The following is an 18,571-nucleotide window of genomic DNA, read 5'->3' as shown; positions in this document are numbered from 1 at the left end:
CGATCGCCGAGCCAGCTGCTTTGATTTTGTTGGAGCCTGCTCGCGATGAGGCCAGTGCTCAGCGCCCCCTGTAGGACCGGCTTCAGCCGCAATACTGTTCGCTTAAGCGGCATGGGGTCCGGTGGGAGCGGCTTTAGCCGCGAAAGGGCCAGGAAATTCACTGCATCTGTTGTGAACAGGCGGTCGCTTCGCGGCTAAAGCCGCTCCTACCCGGCCTAACTGAACAGTATTGGCTTCAGCCGGGATCCGCGATAACCCATCATCCGGGAGAAAACCATGTCATTGCCAACCCAGGTACGCCTAGTGGAAGTCGGCCCGCGTGACGGGCTGCAGAACGAAGCCCAGGCCATCGACCTGGCCGACAAGATTCGCCTGGTGGATGACCTGGCGGCTGCCGGGCTGACGCACATCGAGGCCGGCAGCTTCGTGTCGCCCAAGTGGGTGCCGCAGATGGCCGGCAGCGCCGAGGTGCTGGCCGGTATCCAGCGCCGACCCGGTGTGCGCTACAGCGCGCTGACCCCCAACCTGCGTGGTCTGGAAGCCGCGTTGCAGGCCGGGGTGGATGAAGTGGCGGTGTTCGCTGCTGCCTCCGAGAGCTTCTCGCAACGCAACATCAACTGCAGCATCAACGAGAGCCTGCAACGCTTCGAGCCGCTGATGGAAGCCGCTGCCCGCCACAACCTGCCGGTGCGCGGCTATGTGTCCTGCGTGTTGGGCTGCCCCTATGAAGGCGACATCGCCCCCACCGCCGTGGCCAGGGTGGCCAAGGCCCTCACCGAGATGGGCTGCTACGAAATCTCTTTGGGCGACACCATCGGCGTCGGCACCCCCAACGCCACGCGGCGGTTGATCGAAACAGTGGCCCGCGACCTGCCGCGTGAACGGCTGGCCGGGCATTTTCACGACACCTACGGCCAGGCCCTGGCGAACATCTACGCCAGCCTGCTGGAAGGTGTGGCGGTGTTCGACAGCTCGGTGGCCGGTTTGGGCGGCTGCCCCTACGCCCAGGGCGCCACCGGCAATGTCGCCAGTGAAGACGTGCTGTACCTGCTGCACGGGCTGGGCATCGCCACCGGCGTCGACCTGCAGCGGCTGGCCGAAGCGGGCCAGCGCATCTGCCAGCGCCTGGGCCGCGCCAACGGCTCGCGGGTGGCGCGGGCGTTATTGGCGGGCCGCGCTTAGGGTAGAACCGGCTTTTTCAGGTAGACCGGGTAGGAGCCAACTGTCTTTCACCGAAGATCGACCAACGGTCAAATTGCACCCTCTCGCCATGGTGCACCATCTCGCACCATGGCATTTAACCTCACCAGCAGGACTCGCATGCACGCCGTCAGCGCCACCTTCGCGCACTTACCTCGGGCGCGAAGTTGAGCGTATCGGTTCTTGAAGTCCTCGTTGTAACGGACCATCACCAAGGTACTCATGTACATCGCACGGCGTAGCTTCGCGCGTCCGCCGTAAATGTGCCGGTTACCGCGCTTAGTCCCACTGTCGTTGTTGTAAGGCGCCACTCCTGCCAAGGCCGCCACCTGTCCACGACTCAGATCCCCCAGCTCGGGCAGATAGCAAAACAGGCTGGAGATCGACACCGCGCCGATGCCTTTGATCGCTTGCAGGCGGTCCACCAAGGCCCCATCGACCTGTCGAGTCTGTGCAGCAATGCGTCGGTCTGCTGCCTTGATCATCTCTTGGATTTTGGCATTGAGCTCCCGATAGGCCTGCTGCACTTCAGGTTCTTGCGCTTGTTGAATACGGCGACGGTTGTCATCACGCTGCTGAACGAAGGCGTCACGCTGGTTCACCAGTTCGGTCAACTTATCGCGCGCTTCATCGGCCACCACAAACTCCTTCTTTCGCAAGGCATGGGCGAACATGGCCAGCATCTGCGCATCGATCGAGTCGGTTTTAGCTTGCTTGCCCATGGCCAGAGCGAACTGGCGAGCACGCAGCGGATTGATACGCATGACCTTGAATCTGGCCTTGGCCAGGAGTTTGACCGATAACCTTTCGTAGCCGCCTGTGGCCTCAACCAGTACCTGCTCGACCCGGTTATCACTTAACCATTGGATAAGCTGGTGGATTCCTTCAGAGGTGTTGGTGGTGCAGAAGCTATTGCTCTGGGGATACAGCGCAATCTGCAGGGTATCTTTGGCGACATCGATTCCGGCGTAGGCGGTCATAAGAAAAACCTCTAGGCTTAAGGGCGAGAGGTCACTCTGAACGGGCTCACGCTTGTTGTTCGAGGTCGGACTCAGTCAACTGTTCGAGCTTGGAGTCAGAGTGAAAAGAGTGGATGGCAGTTGGGCTCCTACACGTGCTCCAGGGCACCGCGGCTTAACAGTTGCCATCCACCCCTCTCACCTCTGACTTTACCCTGTCGAAAGACACAAGCGGCTTTAGCCGCGAAAGCGCCAGGAAATTCACTGCATCTGCTGTGAACAGGCGGTCGCTTCGCGGCTCTTGAACTGCCCCCAAGAAGTTGGAGATTAATCCAACCCTTGGGGGTGTTATGAGTAAGTACACAGAGCCATTCAGGCTCACCGCCGCCAAAGCCTACCTGCAAGGCACAGACGGTTTACGCACGGTCGCTCGACGCTTTGATATCGATGTCAGCCTGCTTCGACGTTGGGTGGCCCATTATCAAGCCCGTTCCAGCCTGGGACCTCGCTCGTGTGGCCGACGCTACAGCGCCGCCTTCAAGCGCCAGGTCGTGGAGTACCGGCGCGAGCACCAGCTTTCCCTGCGCCAAACCGCTGCACATTTCAACCTCGGGCAGTCTTCCCAGATAGGCATCTGGGAGCGACGGTACTACAGTGAGGGTCTTTCTACCCCGAGTGCAGTCCCATCCAGAAGGCCTACAGCCGTGTCCAAGCGAATCAAGCCCCTCAAGCCCACGACCTCCGATGACAGCCAGAAATCGCGCGAGCAGTTGCTGCGTGAGCTCGAGTACATGCGTATGGAGAACGCGATCCTAAAGGAGTTGAAAGCCTTGCGAGAGGAGGAGAAACGAAGGCGCGTCAACGAGCCCTGATCGTGATGCGGCTTAAGATCCGCTTCCCGCTCGCCGCTCTGCTGCAGTGGCTGGGCCTGGCGTCCAGCACTTACTACTACCAACTCGGTTGCCAGAAAAAGCCGGATCGCGATGCCGAACTCAAGGCCTTGGTGAATGAGGTCTATCACCAGCACAAAGGACGTTACGGCTACCGCCGTATAACGTTGGCAATCAAGAAGCAGGGTGTGACAGTGAACAAGAAAGTCGTGGAGCGGTTGATGGCTGCACAAGGATTACGTTCGCGGGTACGAACCAAGAAATACCGGTCTTATCGGGGCACGGAAGGCAAGATTGCCGCGAACACGCTGCAACGTAACTTCCAGGCGCAACGACCGAATCAGAAGTGGGTCACCGACGTGACCGAGTTCAAGGTGGCTCAGCAAAAGCTCTACCTGTCGCCAGTGATGGACCTGTACAACGGCGAGATCGTGGCTTACGAAATGGCCACTCGCCCCAGCTACAGCCTGGTGGGCAAGATGTTGGAGAAGGCGCTGAGCGGCTTGGGCGACAAGCCCAGGTTGTTGATCCATTCGGATCAGGGCTGGCAATACCAACAGGCCCACTACCGTCACGCCTTGCAGCAGTGCGGGGTGAAACAGAGCATGTCGCGCAAGGGCAACTGCCTGGACAACGCGGCGATGGAGAGCTTTTTTGGCACGCTCAAGTCAGAGTTTTTCTACTTGGAGCGGTTCGAGAATATTGATGACCTGAGAGCCGGTCTGGATGAGTACATCCGTTACTACAACCATGACCGTATCAAGCTGAAGCTCAATGGCCTGAGCCCTGTGGAATACAGGGTTCAGGCTGCGAGCTAAAACTCTCCAACTTTTGGGGGGCAGTTCATCTCGTGGGAGCGAGCTTGCTCGCGAAGAGGCCGGCAAACCTCATGCATCTGCTGTGAACGTGACGCAGCTTTCGCGAGCAAGCTCGCTCCCACAGTGTGAGGTCACTGGCCCGCCAAGGCACCATCCACCAGCACCTGCAGGCGCCCCTGGGAGCAGCGTTCGATGCGCGTGTGCACGCCATACACCTGGGCGAACAGCGCCGGGTCGAGCACTTCGTTCGGGGTGCCGAAGGCACTCAGCCTACCTTGATGCAGCACCGCCAAGCGGTCGGCAAAACGTGCGGCCAGGTTGATGTCGTGCAGCACCACCACGGCGATCAGCCCGTGCTCGCGCACCAGGTCTTGCACGCACTGCATCACCCGCAACTGGTAGTTGAGGTCCAGGGCACTGGTGGGTTCGTCGAGCAGCAGCACCTGCGGGCGCCGCGCCAGCAGTTGCGCCAGGCTGACCAGCTGGCGCTGCCCGCCCGACAAACCGCTCAACTGCTGGTCGGCCAGGTGGCCGATGCCGATGCGTTGCAAGGCCTGCCAGGCCAGCTCCATCAGCTCGCCTTCCGGTGGTGCCACGCGCAGCGCCGCCAGCACGCTTTCCATCACGCTCAACGACAGCCCCGGCGGCAACTGCTGGGGCATGTAGGTGATGGCGCGTGCGCGTTCCGGCAGCGCGGCACGAGTCATGTCACGGCCATCGAGGTGCAGTTGGCCGTGCATGCTTTCCAGCCCGGCCAGGGCACGCAGCAGGGTCGACTTGCCAGCCCCATTGGGGCCGAGCAGGGCGGTGAGGGTGCCACCGGGCAGGGGCGGCAGCGACACGCCATGCACCACCTCGCGGCGGCCATAGCGCACATGAACCTCGGTGACCTGCAAGCCGCTCATAGCCGCCTCCCACGTTTGAACACCAGCACCACGAACACCGGCACGCCGACCAGCGCGGTGACGATGCCCACCGGCACGATGACGCCCGGCATGATGACTTTGCTGACGATCGACGACAGCGACAGCAACAGGGCACCCACCAGCGTCGCGGCGGGCAGCAGGAAGCGCTGGTCTTCACCGACCAGCAGGCGGGCGATGTGCGGGCCGACCAGACCGACGAAACCGATGGTGCCGACGAAGGCCACGGCGGTGGCCGACAACAGGCTGATGCGCAGCAGCGAAAACAGGCGCAGCCGGCGCACGTCGACACCGAAGCTACGCGCGCGGTCTTCACCCATGCGCAGCAGGGTCATGCGCGGCGCGGCAGCAAACGAGAACGGCAGCATCGCGCCCAGCACCAGGGCCAGAATGCCGAGCTTGTCCCAGTTGGCGCGGGCCACGCTGCCCAGGCTCCAGAACACCAGCTGCTGCAGCACGTCTTCGGTGGCGACCAGTTGCAGCAGCGCCACCAGCGCGTTGCAGCTGAACACCAGGGCAATGCCGAACAGCACAAGGGTCTCGACCCCCGAGCCGCGCATGCGCGACATCGCCTGCAACAGGAACACCGAGGCGCAGGCGAACACGAAGGCCATCAGCGAGACCATGGTGTTGCCGGCAATACCGGCTATCGACAGGTTGAAGACAATCACCAGCGAGGCGCCCAGCGCTGCCGCCGACGACACGCCGAGGGTGAAGGGGCTGGCCAGCGGGTTGTCGAGGATCGCCTGCATCTCGGCCCCGGCCAGGGCCAGCGCGCCGCCCACCAGCACGGCCATCAGCGCATAGGGCAGGCGCACGTTCCAGATGATCACCCGGTCGGTGTTGCTCAACTGCGCCGGGTGCAGCAGTCCGTCGAGCAGGGCGGGCAGGCCCATGCCCGATGGACCGGTGGCCAGGTCGACCAGCACCGAGGCGACCAGGGCCAGCAGCAACAGGCCGAGCAGGGCACTGCGCCGCGCCAGCAGGCGGCGATAGCCCTGGCTGGCCTCGGCGGCGGGAGCGGCAACAGGGTTATAGGCGGTCATGGTGGGGCTGGCCATCAGTGCGCCGCGTCGATCCAGTAGCTGCCGTTGAGCGGCATGCCCAGGAAGCGCTGGTTCATTTCATCCATGGTTTTCTGCGGGTCGAGGCTGGCCAGGGTCTTGGGGTTGATCCAGTGGGCCAGGGCTTCGATGGCGAGGATGTTGTACGGCGAGTTGTAGAAGTCATGCCACAGGCCATGCACCCGGCCTTCGCGGATGGCGCGCAGGTCCTTGAACTCGGGGCGCTTGAGCACCTGGGCGAAGGCCTGGTGCGCGTCAGCAGCCGCTACGTCGGCCCCCAGCAGCAGGCCAGGGGCGTGGTTGCCGGTGAGTACGTAGATGTCCGGGTCGGCCTTCAGCGCGAACTCCACACTGACGTCGCCCAGCGCGCCGGGCACCACGCCTTCGGCGATGTTACGCCCGCCGACCATACGGATGACCTCGCCCAGGCCGCTCTTGCCGGTGGTATGGCCGGGGTTCTGCCAGACCCCGGCGAGCAGTTCCAGGAACACGCTGGGGCGCTGTTGCTCGCTGGGCTGGCCCACGGCGTCGGTGATGCGCTTGAGGTGCTGCTGGTAGAAGTCCAGGTAGGCCTTGGCTTCCTGCTCGCGGCCCAGGGCCTGGCCGAGGGCGTTCATGCTCACTTCGGTGCCCTTCACCGGGTTGACCCGGAAGTCGACGAACAACACCGGAATACCGGCAGCGGCCAGGGTGTCGGCCACCGGGCTGTGCTCGGTGGGGCCGTGGCCCGAGATGCTGAACACCGCCAGGTCGGGCTTGAGCGCCAGAATCTGCTCGGCGCTGACGCTCTGCTCGGAGGCTTGGCCGATCAGCGGGATGTTCTGCACCTCGGGGAATTTCTTCACGTAGGCGTTATAGGTGTTGGGGTCGAGCTTTTTCATGTCGGCCTGCCAGCCGACGATGCGCTGGAACGGCTTGTCGCGGTCCAGCAGCGCGAACGCCGAGACCAGCCGGCCTTCACCCAGCACCACCCGCTGCACGTGCTCGCCCACCTCGACCTGGCGGCCAAGAACATCGGTAACCGGCTTGGCGGCAGCATGCCCGGCGGCCAGCGCCAGGGTCAGCGCCGCCAGCGGGCGGGTGATCGCTTGCAGGAATGAAGGCTTCATACATCGCTCCAGAGGGGGCAGGGGAAGTCCGGCCGATCGCTCGAATAGGCGAAAGGAAGGCGGCGAGGCCACTGGCCGGATCGTTAATAACAATGACTCGCATTCAGCCGGCTAGTCTAAGTGAGCGCCCCTCAGGCGATACGGCAAACTTTGTATTGCTGATGCAAATAGCCATGCACCAACACATTCCATTACATTTCAGGCCGATGGCGCCCGGTGCGGGTGTCACGCTGCGTAATCTTCCATGGGGCGACCAGGTGCACATGTCCAGGCAAGACCATTTGTTGATCGTCGATGACGACCCGGAAATCCGCCATCTGCTGGCCGATTACCTGAGCGACGCGGGTTATCAGGTGTCTACCGCCAGCGATGGCCGGGAGATGCGTCGGCGCCTGGAAATGAGCGTCATCGACCTGGTGGTGCTCGACCTCATGCTGCCCGGCGAAGACGGCCTGGCGCTGTGCCGCGAACTGCGCGCCAGCAGCAACATTCCGGTGGTGATGCTCACCGCCCGTGGCAGCCTGGTCGACCGTATCGTCGGCCTGGAGATGGGCGCCGACGACTACCTGCCCAAGCCCTTCGACCCTCGCGAACTGCTGGTGCGCATCAAGGTGGTGCTGCGCCGCGCGCAGAGCTTCCCGGAGCGTGCCAAGGTCGACGAGCTGCGCAGCATTCGCTTCGACGGCTGGACCCTGGAGATTCCCGGCCGCCAGGTGGTGTCGCCGCAGGGCGTGGTCATCGCCCTGGGCAACTCCGACTTCCGCCTGTTGCGCCTGATGCTGCAATACCCCAATCGCCCGCTGAGCCGCGACTACCTGCTCAACCACGTGTTCGACAAAGACAGCACGCCGTTCAACCGCTCCATCGACGTGTGCGTCAGTCGCCTGCGCCAGCAACTGGCCCCGGAGCTGATTCGCACCGTGCGCAACCAGGGCTACCTGCTGGCTGTGGAGCAGGTCGAGGGCCAGCGGTGAGGTTGCTGCCGCGCTCGCTGTTCGGCCGCCTGGTAATCATTCTGGTGCTGGGCATGCTCGCCGCGCAGCTGCTGACCAGCAGCATCTGGACCGACATTCGCCACAGCCAACTGCTGGAAATTCCCGCACGCCTCACTGCCAGCCGCCTGGCCGATGTGCTGCGCGTGCAGCAGCACGACCCGCAGCAGGCCAACGCGCTGATCGCTGCCCTGGACGCACCGCAGTTTCGCCTGAGCTGGCGCGACCAGCCCAGTCCGCGCCCGGCGCCGCTGAACGGCAGCGACCAGGGCACCGAACGGCTGATGGCTGACGTACTGGCCAGCCGCCTTGGCCAGCCTGCACGCCTGCAACTGCTCAGCGTGCAGGTACTCGACGACCACGGCGAGACCGCCGGGCTGCTGGCGCTGTTCGGCGCGCGCACCGCCGCCGGGCACTTCGTGCTGGAAGTGGCCGCGCCGGATGGCCGCTGGCTGCACGCCGAGGTGCAGGAGCAGCAGGGCTGGACCAGCCTCAAGCCGTCGGAGCTGATTTTCGACTACTTTCTGCGCATCTACCTGGTGCGGGTGCTGATCGTCACCCTCATCGCCCTGTGGGCGGTGCGCCTGGCGATTCGCCCGCTCAACCAGCTGGCCCGCGCCGCCGAAGCCCTCGGCCAGGACATTCGCCGTGCGCCCCTGGCGGTGCACGGCCCGCTGGAAGTGCGCCGCGCCGCCCAGGCCTTCAACCGCATGCAGCAGCAACTGCTGGCCAGCCTGGCCGAGCGGGCGCGCTACCTTGCGGCCATCTCCCACGACCTGCGCACGCCTATCACCCGCCTGCGCCTGCGCACCGAAATGCTCGCCGACGAAAGCGCCAAGGCGCGCCTGCGCAAAGACCTCGACTACATGGAGGCCATGACCACCGCGACCCTGGAATTCGTCAGCAGCGGCGAAAGCAGCGAAACCCGCCGCAACGTCGACATCAATGCCGTGCTGCACAGCCTGCAGGCCGACTTTCAGGACAGCGGCCACGACATCCCCATCCACGGCCGCGCCAGCCGCCCGCTGCCCGGCTACGCCGGCAGCCTCAAGCGCTGCCTGCAGAACCTGCTGGAAAACGCCGTGCGCTACGCCCAGGACGTGGAAATGGCCGTGGAAGAGCACGGCAACGAACTGCACCTGCTGGTGCGCGACCGCGGCCCCGGCATACCCGACGAACTGCTGGAACAGGTGCTGGAACCCTTCTACCGCCTGGAAGCCTCGCGCAACACCGACACCGGCGGCCACGGCCTGGGCCTGAGCATCGCCCACACCGTCGCCCAGGCCCACGGCGGCCGCCTGCAACTGCACCGTCGCGAAGGCGGCGGGCTGGAAGTGTGCGTCAGCCTGCCGCTGCCCGACGCCAGCGGCGAATGATTGGCCTTACTGCAACTTGTAAAACCGGCGTCACCCTGTAGGACCGGCTTCAGCCGGGAAGCTCTTTACGCATACCCGTAGGAGCGAGCTTGCTCGCGAAGAGGCCGGCAAACCCGTACACAAACCGCACCTGCGCCCGCATGCTGACGAACCGTCAACCCGTTTGCCGCCTACCAGCCCCCTCACAACACGCCAACTGCTCACGAATCTCCACCAGCGAACAACCCCGCGTCTGCACCTGCTTGCCCAACGCCTGAATGCGCCCAATCTCCGCCTCGCTCAAGCCCATCGACCGCAACCCATCGGCCCAGGCCTGCCGCCGCTCCGGTGTGGTCGGCCCACCACTGAGCACCTTCACTTGAAGGCACACCGCGCACATATCCCCCGGACACGGCCGACTGCCCCAGGTGCCGGGCCGCCGGTATTCATACAGGCCACAATCACAGCGACACAGCCACACCGTGCCCTTGCCGGAACGGCTGGACCGTGCCCAGGCAATGGCCGTCATCTGCCCACGGCGCTTGCCGGTGTGATCGGCGGCTTGGGTGGGGCGGGGGGAGAGGTGGGGGAGGTGTTTCAGGGTGGGAATGGGAAGGCTCATCGGGGTCCTCCTTGGATGGGTGATGAACAGATGCGCACCGCCAAGCCATCTAGTCAGAGAGGCTCTGCGAATGACCGGAAATATACTTCCTGTTCGGATGCCGATGCAACGGGTTGAATGCTCATTTTTTGAGCAGCCCAGATGGACTACAACGTCGCCTTCGGCACCACCTTCAAACGCCTGCGGCGTCTCAAAGGCCTGACCCAGGAAGACTTCGGCGCCGTCGTGAGCGAGCGATATGTGCGCATGCTGGAGAAGGGCGAGTATTCGCCTACCTTGGGGACCCTGGCTGATTTGGCGCAGGTGCTGGGTGTCAGCTTGGTGACCTTAATGGCCTTGGTTGAGGCGGAAGGGCGGGGGAGTGATGTGAAGGCGTTGGTAGCCGATGTGGCGGTGCAGTTGGAGGAGCTTGCAGGGCGCGGGCTCTGATAAACAACTCCATACATCAAGTTACCGAGATCAGAAACGACAAAAGCCGCGCAATGCGCGGCTTTTTTGCAATCTGGTGGGCCCACATGGACTCGAACTGTGGACCAAAGGATTATAAGTTGCTTGGCCAATCACTCAAAGCGAGATGTAGGCTAGCATAGGTGGAGGCTTCTCAGTACGAGGAGTTAAGCGTAGCTTTGACTAAATAACCAAAGCTGGGTGTTTTACCGTCGTTGTATCGTTTGGTCGGGCTCCTCACCCCATCCTGGCCACTGGTTTTACGCCGCCACGTCTGCCAAGGCCGAAGCCAACTCGATAGAGATCCGGAAGGTTAACCCTACCATCCTTCATCGTTTCAAAAACGCCCAAACGCTCGAGATCGCTGCGAACACCTGACCATCCTTTTTCTGCATGTTGAGGTGGAAGCCTTTGTCCCGACAAACCCAATAGCCCCGGCGGAAGCTCAGATTGCCAGCGCTCCTCGATAACTTCGAAATGACACGGAACGGTAAGACCGTGGAGCGGAGCCATTACGCTTTCTACCCAAGGGTAATCTTCAGCCACCTCGGATACCCTAATTTGCGAGGCCTTTTGAACACCTCGCTTGATGCTTTCGTAGTGCAGAGGCTGAGAATAACCCGGATAACTCTCTAACGAGTCTTCAGCCGCTTGACGGATCGCAGCTAGAAATGACCGTGGAGAAGTTCGCCCACGACCATCTGCCAGGTGACTGACAGACCAGATGTAGGGAACACCTCGCCTGCGGTCCTTTCCCATCCAAGGACCTGCGAGGGCAATGAATAGCTCGCGCTGCATGGAGCTTTCGCGTTTGACCTCATCAGCGATCAGCCACAATTGATTTTCAGATCGAAGCGACGTGCCGACTACGGAGTTGTATAGATCTCGAAGGTGAACTCCTTCATCTCCGGGACAGTTACAGAGGGTCTGCCACAGCAAACCATGCAGATCGTGAGGTGCCCAAGTCAATTCTGCTTTCGTGGCCAACAGCTTCGATGCGTCAGGGAAATCCGTGATTGTCCTGTCAGACTGATCTTCCCGCAGGAAAACTTTTGCGTGAAGGCGTGGGTAAGACTTCAACCATAGGACGATTTTCAACAGATCTCGGACAATCCGGTCCATCATCCCCCAGTCATTGCTGGTTCGATCAAGTGCATCGAATAAGATCAAGCCATGCCGATTCTTTTGGGACAAAGCTCTGTTGGTATTTTGGATGGTCCTAGCTAGCTCTTCTGGGTTGGTTCTGACCCAATCGATCGTGTGTTCCCAGGTACTTGTCGGTATGACCACTGGCTCTAGCTTAGATAACCAACGAGCCACCACCCCTTTCCAGATCTCAAACGGCTCGAACCCCTTCCCTATGAGCTGCGCGAAAACTTCCTTATCGGGGAAAGCGTCAATATCAGGTGCGACTCCAAACCCTACGTGAACCTCAGTAGTCTCAAGCTCTCGTACGGCCTTCCCGAGAGCAGCCCGCAGGGCTGGCGATCCCAGTGCTGCAGTCCAAAAAGACTTTCCGACGCCTCTTGCACCGATTACCAGATTGCACTCAAGGCGCAGCGCTTTAGCGTGGGCAGGTGGCAGATAGAGATGACGCCTTTCAGGGGCCTCGCCATGTGTCGAAGTAGTTAAAGGAAGCGCTTCTACCAGAGACTCTCGGATATGTTGAGTTGACGTCACGAGCGCACCTCGGCTTGTAAAATATCGGAAATACCTTCAACCAATGGACCAAACACTGATGAAAGCTCAATCGCATCCACATCCACTAACCTGGAGTGGACCGCTCGCAGAGAATTGAAGCCACGGTTCCAGCGGATGGTCCATGGGTAGTGTGGCCCTGATTCGTCCACAGCATCGAAACTCCACAAATCACCGGTCGTTGTAGTGCCAGCTGGTAACTCGTCATAGAGCTCATCCGCGAACAAATTCCACGCCGCTTCCCTAAGACCAATCGTGTAGTCAACGCTATCCAGTTCGGGAATCAAGGCGCCCACGATTTGAAGCCGTTCACGAATTTCTCGCACTACACCGGTGGTCCGCCAGTGGCGGAAAAGAATTCTATAACCCGACCAGGTTTGGTCCCCGTCAAGTGCAAACAACAGCACCAAATTTGCCCCGAGGTCGGTAACACAAGCGGACGCCACTTCATCGATACCGGCTCTTGAATCGATAAGAATTACATCAGGTGCAAATCGCTCTTCGAGAGCCGTGATCAACCTTTGCAGGCGTTGTGACCATCCTTCTTGCCCTGATGCCCCCACCTTAGGCATCCAAGCTCTACCTAGTTTGGAGACGTATTCCCCCGACTCTGCTCCATGGGCGGGAACCACATAGATGTCTCCATCATGTGACAAATCACTGGAGGCCACCATATTTTCAAAGACCTCGTCCCCGTTATCTACCAGGTCTTCTACGAGCCAATCGGTAATACCGAATTTTGGACGTCGATCAGCTGGCAGCAGAGATGTGGATAGACCAGGGGACTCAAGGTCAAGATCGAGGATGAGAACCCGCTTCCCGCTCTGTGCTAATGACCATGCGGTTGCAGCCATCGCCGTTGAACGCCCCACGCCTCCTTTGATGGAGAAAAAAACGACTCTACGCGCTTGAACAGAAACGCTCGTTATGGTCGACCAATTGCCCTGAGTGGCAAGTCGATCAATCAAAAAGACACCATTCACCCCCTCAATTTGAAAGGGGGGGAAGCCGAATGCTACATCCTCAGGCCTCTCCTCAAATAGGATTGCCTGCTCAGGAGGGAAAGAATGATTACCCAAGACATGATGAAGGAGTTGCGCGATTTGGCCGAGCTGCTCCAAAACGACTTGTTCCTTCTCCCATTTATCAGCCACGATGAGACGGACCCTTCCATTGAGGTCTCTGTTGATATAGATGGGTCCAATCTGATTGAGGAAAGCAGCAAGTGGTTGCAGCAGGTTCTTCAGAGTTGGAACGATGTCATCGAACGTGCTCATATCACTCCCTCCAGCAGAGCTTTTTTGACCAGTGCTGCCACGCTCCCGGCAGCAGCTCTGTGACTCTCGACACGTGGTAATGAGACGTCGCCGCTGTTGGCGTATCTCTGCGACGCATGCCAATCGTGATAGGGATTTGGGTTAGGCAAGACATAAGCTGTACCCACGTCGCTGGCCGAGTGGTAGGCCTCGTAGCGTTTCCACACCTTATCGGCATGAACCCAATCTTTATTGTCAGTCGGCGAACCTTTGGCATCCACCGACATTCCGAACCGTACCATTAGCCGTTTCAAGCCGCATTCAACGGCAAAGCCAAATAGCTGATCTGCGTTGGCAAGCCGCGATGCCTGGAAAAGCGTTTCTCCGTCATTCATGTGCCTGCGATGGGCATCGAGAAAATCTGCATTCATGTAGTCGCTGCCCATCCTTTGTATTTGCAGTTGCGTGCAATTTTGAGCTTGATGGAGCCCCCTAGCCCTACCATGCCCCAGATTTCCAATCTGAGCCAATTATGCCCGGTTGCAGGCCTTGTAGCCATGTAGCTGCTTGAAAAGGCTCATGCAGCCTCCACACCTAAAGCGTCCTGAATGGGTTGGGCTATTGGCCTTGTGTCCCCTAACTTCTGGTCAGCTCACAGGGCATCAGTGCAGAATGCACGTCAGGCTAAAAAGGCTGTAACAGCCGCAAGCAATAGGGGAGCGAAGCGTGGGTGGTGCCATCATTGGGGGGCAGAGGTGTGCGGCGATTCTGGCTGCGAGAAGGCCGGTGTTTCCCAGGCTTCTTGTAGGCGTAATGTCGGTCAGGTAGCGCTTGAGCGCTATTTCCAGCGTCATGCACTCAGAACCGCTGCGCTGGATGTACAAACCTCGCGATCTCATCTTCGGCACGCCGTGATCAATCCTCGGCGTCACGCTTGGTACGAAAGGTTTTGGCTTTGGTCGGCCATCCGATTTTACGTATGACGGCCTTCCAGGTGCCAGCAGGGGTTTTGACGATTGTAGCCATCTGAAGAACTCCAAAGGCGTGCAAGCGAAGCCGCACTCTACCTAGCTTGTACCTTTAGATCCTAGGATCTGTATCTGAGATGGTCCCGCCAAAAACACAAAAGCCGCGCGATGCGCGGCTTTTTTGCAATCTGGTGGGCCCACACGGACTCGAACCGTGGACCAAAGGATTATGAGTCCTCTGCTCTAACCAACTGAGCTATAGGCCCTTTTTGCAGGAGGCGGATTATACCGGCGGTTCCCCGGCTGTGCCATCCGAAAAATCCGATAGGGCGGCAGGAAGGTACTTTTCGCTGAAGGCGCGGGCGCTGAGGGGGGGGCTGATGGTGGGGCCTTGCAGGTGTTGGCAGCCTTCGTCGGCCAGTAGCTGACGCTGTTCCGGGAGGCTGATGCCGGTGGCGATGACGCTGAGGCCGAGGCTGCGGCCCAAGGCGATGATGGCGCGGACCACCGCCAGGTCGTGGGGGTCGTCGGGCAGGCCGCGGGTGAAGGCGCTGCCGATCTTCAGGCTGTCCAGCGGCAGGCGCTTGAGGTAGCCGAGGGAGGCGTGGCCGCTGCCGAAGTCGTCGATGGCCAGGCGCAGGCCCAGGCGTTTGAGGTTGTGCAGCACGCCGAGGGTGTGTTCCGGCTGGGTCATGAGGCTGGGTTCGCTGATTTCCAGTTGCAGGCTGTGCGGCGCCAGGCGGTGGCTGCTAAGCCGCTGCACGATGCGTTCAAGCAGTTGCGGCTGGCGCAGCTGCGCGCTGCTCAGGCTGATGCACAGCGGGCCGAAGCCGGGGCAGCGGCGTTGCCATTGCTGCAGCTGGCGGCAGGCGGTGTCGAGCAGCCAGTCGGCGATGGCCGGGGCGCTGCCATTTTCTTCGGCCAGGGGCATGAAGCGCTCGGCGGGCAGTTGGCCGAGTTGCGGGTGGTTCCAGCGCAGCAGGGCTTCGACGCCGCAGGGTTGGCCGTGGGGCAGGGCGATGCGCGGCTGGTAGTCGAGTTGCAGTTCGTTGCGCTCGATGGCGCCGAGCAGTTGCTGCTGCAGGCTGGCGCGTTCACGGCGGCGCACGCTGAGGTCGTGGGTGTAGGGCTCTACGCAATGGCGCCCGCGTGCCTTGGCGCGGTACATGGCGGCGTCGGCGTTGCGGATCAGGCTGGTGGGGTCCATGCCGTCGGTGGGGAACAGGCTGGTGCCGATGCTCAGGCCAATGCTCAGTTCATGTTCGCCAGCCAGCAGCGGGGCGCTGAAGCTGGCCAGCAGCTTGTGGGCGATGGTTTGCGCGTCGCCGGGTTGCAGCAGGCCCGGCAGGAGGATGACGAATTCGTCGCCGCCAAAGCGCGCCACGGTGTCGATGTCGCGCAGCTGGTCTTTGAGGCGTTGGGCCACGCCCTTGAGCAACTGGTCGCCGGTGGCGTGGCCCAGGCTGTCGTTCACCGGCTTGAAGCGGTCCAGGTCGAGAAACAGCACGGCGCCCAGGCTGCCGCTCTCCTGGCTGTGCTCCAGGGCCTTGTGCAGGCGGTGCTCGAACAGGGTGCGGTTGGGCAGGCCGGTGAGTGGGTCGTGGTGGGCCTGGTGGTCGAGGCTGGCGTGTTGCTGTTTCAGCGCGGAGATGTCGGCGAACACGCCGATGTAGTGGCTGGTCTGGCCGTGGGTGTCGCGGATGCGGTCGATGGTCAGCCAGCTGGGGTAGGTTTCGCCATTGCAGCGGCGGTTGAGGATTTCCCCCTGCCAGTGGCCGTCGGCGTCGAGGCGGTGCCACAGGGCGGTGAAGAAGGCGCTGTCGTGCTGGCCCGAGGCGAGCAGGCGCGGGGTCTGGTCGATGGCTTGCTGTTCGCTGTAGCCGGTGATGGTGGTGAAGGCGCGGTTCACGGCGAGGATGCGTTGGCGGGTGTCGGTGATCATCACCGCTGCGGTGCTGTGCTCGAAGGCGCTGGCGGCCAGTAGCAGGCGGGTGTCCAGCAATGGGACGACGGGGCGGGGCGTTGTGCTGCCGTTGGCGGTTTCGTGGGGTGAACGTGGGGCGTGGTCGAGCATCAGTCCGTGCATGGGCGTGTCCGTGTTGTGGCGGGCGGGTGATGCCGGCTACAACAGGGGGCCGGTGCCGATCAGGCGCGGTTTGGGCCTGGGCGTACATAGTTGTAGGTCATTTCCGCCAAGTTTGCCGGGAAAATGATGATTGGTGGGTGAGGGGTGGCGGTCGGTGGGCGGGGTTGGTTTTGGAAGGGTATCCCGGCTGAAGCCGGTCCTACAGGAAGGTGGGGAGGTCTGGGGGCGGTAGAAAAGCAAAACCCCCGGCGGGCCGGGGGTTTTGGGGTCAAGCCTGGTGCTGTTACTCGTCCAGGAACGAACGCAGGTGTTCGCTACGGGTCGGGTGGCGCAGTTTGCGCAGGGCCTTGGCTTCGATCTGACGGATACGCTCACGGGTCACGTCGAACTGCTTGCCGACTTCTTCCAGCGTATGGTCGGTATTCATGTCGATACCGAAGCGCATGCGCAGGACCTTGGCTTCGCGGGCGGTGAGGCCCGACAGCACTTCGCGGGTGGCTTCCTTGAGGCTTTCCACGGTCGCCACGTCGATGGGCGATTGCATGGTGGAGTCCTCGATGAAGTCGCCCAGATGCGAATCTTCGTCGTCGCCGATCGGGGTTTCCATGGAGATCGGCTCTTTGGCGATCTTCAGTACCTTGCGGATCTTGTCCTCAGGCATTTCCATGCGCTCGCCCAGCTCTTCCGGGGTCGGTTCACGGCCCATTTCCTGGAGCATCTGCCGGGAAATACGGTTGAGCTTGTTGATCGTCTCGATCATGTGCACCGGAATACGGATGGTGCGCGCCTGGTCGGCGATCGAACGGGTGATCGCCTGGCGAATCCACCAGGTGGCGTAGGTCGAGAACTTGTAGCCGCGGCGGTATTCGAACTTGTCCACCGCCTTCATCAGGCCGATGTTGCCTTCCTGGATCAGGTCGAGGAATTGCAGGCCACGGTTGGTGTACTTCTTGGCGATGGAGATCACCAGACGCAGGTTCGCCTCGACCATTTCCTTCTTGGCGCGGCGGGCCTTGGCCTCACCGATGGACATGCGACGGTTGATGTCCTTGATCTCGGCAACGGTCAGGCCGGTTTCTTCTTCCAGGTCGCGCAGCTTCTGCTGGCAACGCTTGATATCAGGCTGGAAGCGTACGATGGCCTCGCCGTGCTTGCTCTTGCTGCTGGCAATCGAGTCGCTCCACGACAGGTCGACTTCGTTGCCCGGGAACGAACGCAGGAACTCGGCACGCGGCATGCGAGCGTCACGGACGCACAGCTGCATGATGGCGCGTTCCTGTGCACGCAGGCGCTCCAGGGCACCGCGTACGCGCTCGACCAGCACTTCGAACTGCTTGGGCACCAGCTTGATCGGCATGAAGAGGTCAGCCAGGGCGAGCATTTCTGCCACAGCCTGCTTGTCTTCACGGCCTTTCTTCAGGGCCTTGAGGGTGATGGCCAGCTGGTCGGCGACGGCGCCGAAGCGCTGCTGGGCGACCACTGGGTCGGGACCGCTTTCGGTCTCTTCCTCTTCGTCGCTGCCTTCGGACTCTTCGTCTTCGTCGTCGTCCTTGTCATCGGCCTTGGTGGCCTTTTCGTCCATGGGCGGCGGGACTTCGGCCGGTGGCGCGATGCCGTCGTCCGGGTCGATGTAGCCGCTGAGAACGTCGGACAGGCGACCGCCTTCGCTGGTGACGCGATCGTATTCGGAGAGGATGTACTCGACCGTGCCAGGGAAGTGCGCGATGGCGCCCATCACTTCACGGATGCCTTCCTCGATACGCTTGGCGATTTCGATCTCGCCTTCGCGGGTCAGAAGCTCGACCGTACCCATTTCGCGCATGTACATGCGCACCGGGTCGGTGGTGCGGCCGATGTCGCTCTCTACCGCGGCCAACGCTGCGGCCGCTTCTTCAGCGGCGGCTTCGTCGGTGTCGGCATCGGCCAGCATCAGGGCGTCTGCATCCGGAGCACTCTCGTGGACCGGGATCCCCATGTCGTTGATCATGCGGATGATGTCTTCCACCTGCTCCGGATCTGAAATATCCTCCGGCAGGTGGTCGTTGACCTCTGCGTAAGTCAGATACTTCTGCTCACGGCCCAGGGTGATCAACTCTTTGATACGAGACTGCTGTTGCGCTTTTCCGGACATAACACCCTATCCACTGAAGGTCTTGGCGGGCAAAAAACAAGCCGGGGATTATA

14 protein-coding genes, 1 tRNA gene and 1 pseudogene are annotated in these 18,571 nt (G+C 61.5%); 5 read left to right on the top strand and 11 right to left on the bottom strand.

Going from position 1 to position 18,571, the window contains the following annotated elements; genetic code table 11:
* Positions 1-276: 276 nt before the first annotated feature.
* Positions 277-1,182, top strand: a complete 906-nt coding sequence (locus RRX38_RS13820; protein WP_315959593.1) for a hydroxymethylglutaryl-CoA lyase — start codon at positions 277-279, stop codon at positions 1,180-1,182.
* Positions 1,183-1,250: 68 nt separating this feature from the next.
* Here the strand turns inward: RRX38_RS13820 and RRX38_RS13815 are convergent, their stop codons facing one another.
* Entirely contained in the window at positions 1,251-2,180 is a 930-nt protein-coding gene (locus RRX38_RS13815) for an IS110 family transposase (RefSeq protein ID WP_315959592.1), read from the bottom strand.
* A 329-nt stretch (positions 2,181-2,509) separates the two neighbouring features.
* On the opposite strand from RRX38_RS13815, the gene RRX38_RS13810 reads away from it, so the two are divergent.
* A protein-coding gene (locus RRX38_RS13810; protein WP_315959591.1) for an IS3 family transposase occupies positions 2,510-3,867 on the top strand; the annotation gives its coding sequence in 2 pieces (ribosomal slippage) (positions 2,510-2,983 and positions 2,986-3,867; 1,356 coding nt in all).
* 131 nt (positions 3,868-3,998) lie between these two features.
* On the opposite strand, the gene RRX38_RS13805 is transcribed toward RRX38_RS13810, so the two are convergent.
* The 3 genes from RRX38_RS13805 to RRX38_RS13795 are packed head-to-tail and all read right to left on the bottom strand — an operon-like array spanning position 3,999 to position 6,963.
* Positions 3,999-4,772, bottom strand: coding sequence for an ABC transporter ATP-binding protein (locus tag RRX38_RS13805; protein WP_315959590.1), 774 nt, complete (start codon positions 4,770-4,772; stop codon positions 3,999-4,001).
* Positions 4,769-5,851, bottom strand: a complete 1,083-nt coding sequence (locus RRX38_RS13800) for a FecCD family ABC transporter permease (RefSeq protein WP_410524827.1) — start codon at positions 5,849-5,851, stop codon at positions 4,769-4,771. Before RRX38_RS13800 ends, RRX38_RS13805 begins: the two co-directional genes overlap by 4 nt.
* Positions 5,851-6,963: an ABC transporter substrate-binding protein gene (locus RRX38_RS13795; RefSeq protein ID WP_315959589.1), complete on the bottom strand. Its 1,113-nt coding sequence runs from the start codon at positions 6,961-6,963 to the stop codon at positions 5,851-5,853. Before RRX38_RS13795 ends, RRX38_RS13800 begins: the two co-directional genes overlap by 1 nt.
* A gap of 263 nt (positions 6,964-7,226) precedes the next feature.
* Between RRX38_RS13795 and RRX38_RS13790 the strand changes: the two genes are divergently transcribed.
* The 3 genes from RRX38_RS13790 to RRX38_RS13780 all read left to right on the top strand — a co-directional run bounded on the left by RRX38_RS13790 (position 7,227) and on the right by RRX38_RS13780 (position 10,361).
* Positions 7,227-7,937, top strand: coding sequence for a response regulator (locus tag RRX38_RS13790; protein ID WP_315959588.1), 711 nt, complete (start codon positions 7,227-7,229; stop codon positions 7,935-7,937).
* Complete coding sequence (locus RRX38_RS13785; RefSeq protein WP_315959587.1) at positions 7,934-9,331, top strand: ATP-binding protein; 1,398 nt, start codon at positions 7,934-7,936, stop codon at positions 9,329-9,331. The genes RRX38_RS13790 and RRX38_RS13785 overlap by 4 nt, the downstream gene beginning before the upstream one ends.
* 742 nt (positions 9,332-10,073) lie before the next feature.
* Positions 10,074-10,361, top strand: coding sequence for a helix-turn-helix transcriptional regulator (locus RRX38_RS13780; RefSeq protein ID WP_315959586.1), 288 nt, complete (start codon positions 10,074-10,076; stop codon positions 10,359-10,361).
* Between the two features lie 255 nt (positions 10,362-10,616).
* On the opposite strand, the gene RRX38_RS13775 is transcribed toward RRX38_RS13780, so the two are convergent.
* The 7 genes and pseudogenes from RRX38_RS13775 to rpoD form a co-directional block, all read right to left on the bottom strand.
* The gene (locus tag RRX38_RS13775; protein WP_315959585.1) at positions 10,617-12,059 is read right to left on the bottom strand and encodes a hypothetical protein; all 1,443 of its coding nucleotides are present in this window, start codon (positions 12,057-12,059) and stop codon (positions 10,617-10,619) included.
* On the bottom strand, positions 12,056-13,354 hold the full coding sequence (locus RRX38_RS13770; RefSeq protein ID WP_315959584.1) for a ParA family protein: 1,299 nt from the start codon (positions 13,352-13,354) through the stop codon (positions 12,056-12,058). The genes RRX38_RS13775 and RRX38_RS13770 overlap by 4 nt, the downstream gene beginning before the upstream one ends.
* A complete protein-coding gene (locus RRX38_RS13765; RefSeq protein WP_315959583.1) occupies positions 13,351-13,764 on the bottom strand; it encodes an SAM-dependent methyltransferase in 414 nt (137 codons plus the stop codon). Before RRX38_RS13765 ends, RRX38_RS13770 begins: the two co-directional genes overlap by 4 nt.
* A gap of 369 nt (positions 13,765-14,133) precedes the next feature.
* Positions 14,134-14,359, bottom strand: a pseudogene (locus RRX38_RS13760) (hypothetical protein); the annotation flags it as partial.
* A 131-nt stretch (positions 14,360-14,490) separates the two neighbouring features.
* Positions 14,491-14,567: transfer RNA gene (locus RRX38_RS13755), tRNA-Ile, on the bottom strand.
* A 17-nt stretch (positions 14,568-14,584) separates the two neighbouring features.
* The gene (locus RRX38_RS13750; RefSeq protein WP_315959582.1) at positions 14,585-16,387 is read right to left on the bottom strand and encodes a putative bifunctional diguanylate cyclase/phosphodiesterase; all 1,803 of its coding nucleotides are present in this window, start codon (positions 16,385-16,387) and stop codon (positions 14,585-14,587) included.
* Between the two features lie 283 nt (positions 16,388-16,670).
* Positions 16,671-18,518 (bottom strand): RNA polymerase sigma factor RpoD, encoded by a 1,848-nt coding sequence (gene rpoD, locus RRX38_RS13745; protein ID WP_315959581.1) that lies wholly within the window; start codon positions 18,516-18,518, stop codon positions 16,671-16,673.
* Positions 18,519-18,571: the final 53 nt, after the last annotated feature.

Origin of the sequence: Pseudomonas sp. DTU_2021_1001937_2_SI_NGA_ILE_001 (assembly GCF_032463525.1) — a bacterium.
Classification (GTDB): domain Bacteria; phylum Pseudomonadota; class Gammaproteobacteria; order Pseudomonadales; family Pseudomonadaceae; genus Aquipseudomonas.
The sequence above is the reverse complement of the archived record's forward strand: the minus strand, read 5'-3'. Positions and strand labels throughout refer to the sequence as shown.

What these genes read in the sequence shown, in the direction of transcription:
- RRX38_RS13770 (WP_315959584.1), bottom strand. Translation starts at nt 13,354, where the DNA reads ATGAGCACGTTCGATGACATCGTTCCAACTCTGAAGAACCTGCTGCAA.
- RRX38_RS13800 (WP_410524827.1), bottom strand. Translation starts at nt 5,851, where the DNA reads ATGGCCAGCCCCACCATGACCGCCTATAACCCTGTTGCCGCTCCCGCC.
- RRX38_RS13790 (WP_315959588.1), top strand. Translation starts at nt 7,227, where the DNA reads ATGTCCAGGCAAGACCATTTGTTGATCGTCGATGACGACCCGGAAATC.
- RRX38_RS13815 (WP_315959592.1), bottom strand. Translation starts at nt 2,180, where the DNA reads ATGACCGCCTACGCCGGAATCGATGTCGCCAAAGATACCCTGCAGATT.
- rpoD (WP_315959581.1), bottom strand. Translation starts at nt 18,518, where the DNA reads ATGTCCGGAAAAGCGCAACAGCAGTCTCGTATCAAAGAGTTGATCACC.
- RRX38_RS13765 (WP_315959583.1), bottom strand. Translation starts at nt 13,764, where the DNA reads ATGAATGCAGATTTTCTCGATGCCCATCGCAGGCACATGAATGACGGA.
- RRX38_RS13820 (WP_315959593.1), top strand. Translation starts at nt 277, where the DNA reads ATGTCATTGCCAACCCAGGTACGCCTAGTGGAAGTCGGCCCGCGTGAC.
- RRX38_RS13805 (WP_315959590.1), bottom strand. Translation starts at nt 4,772, where the DNA reads ATGAGCGGCTTGCAGGTCACCGAGGTTCATGTGCGCTATGGCCGCCGC.
- RRX38_RS13750 (WP_315959582.1), bottom strand. Translation starts at nt 16,387, where the DNA reads ATGCACGGACTGATGCTCGACCACGCCCCACGTTCACCCCACGAAACC.
- RRX38_RS13780 (WP_315959586.1), top strand. Translation starts at nt 10,074, where the DNA reads ATGGACTACAACGTCGCCTTCGGCACCACCTTCAAACGCCTGCGGCGT.
- RRX38_RS13795 (WP_315959589.1), bottom strand. Translation starts at nt 6,963, where the DNA reads ATGAAGCCTTCATTCCTGCAAGCGATCACCCGCCCGCTGGCGGCGCTG.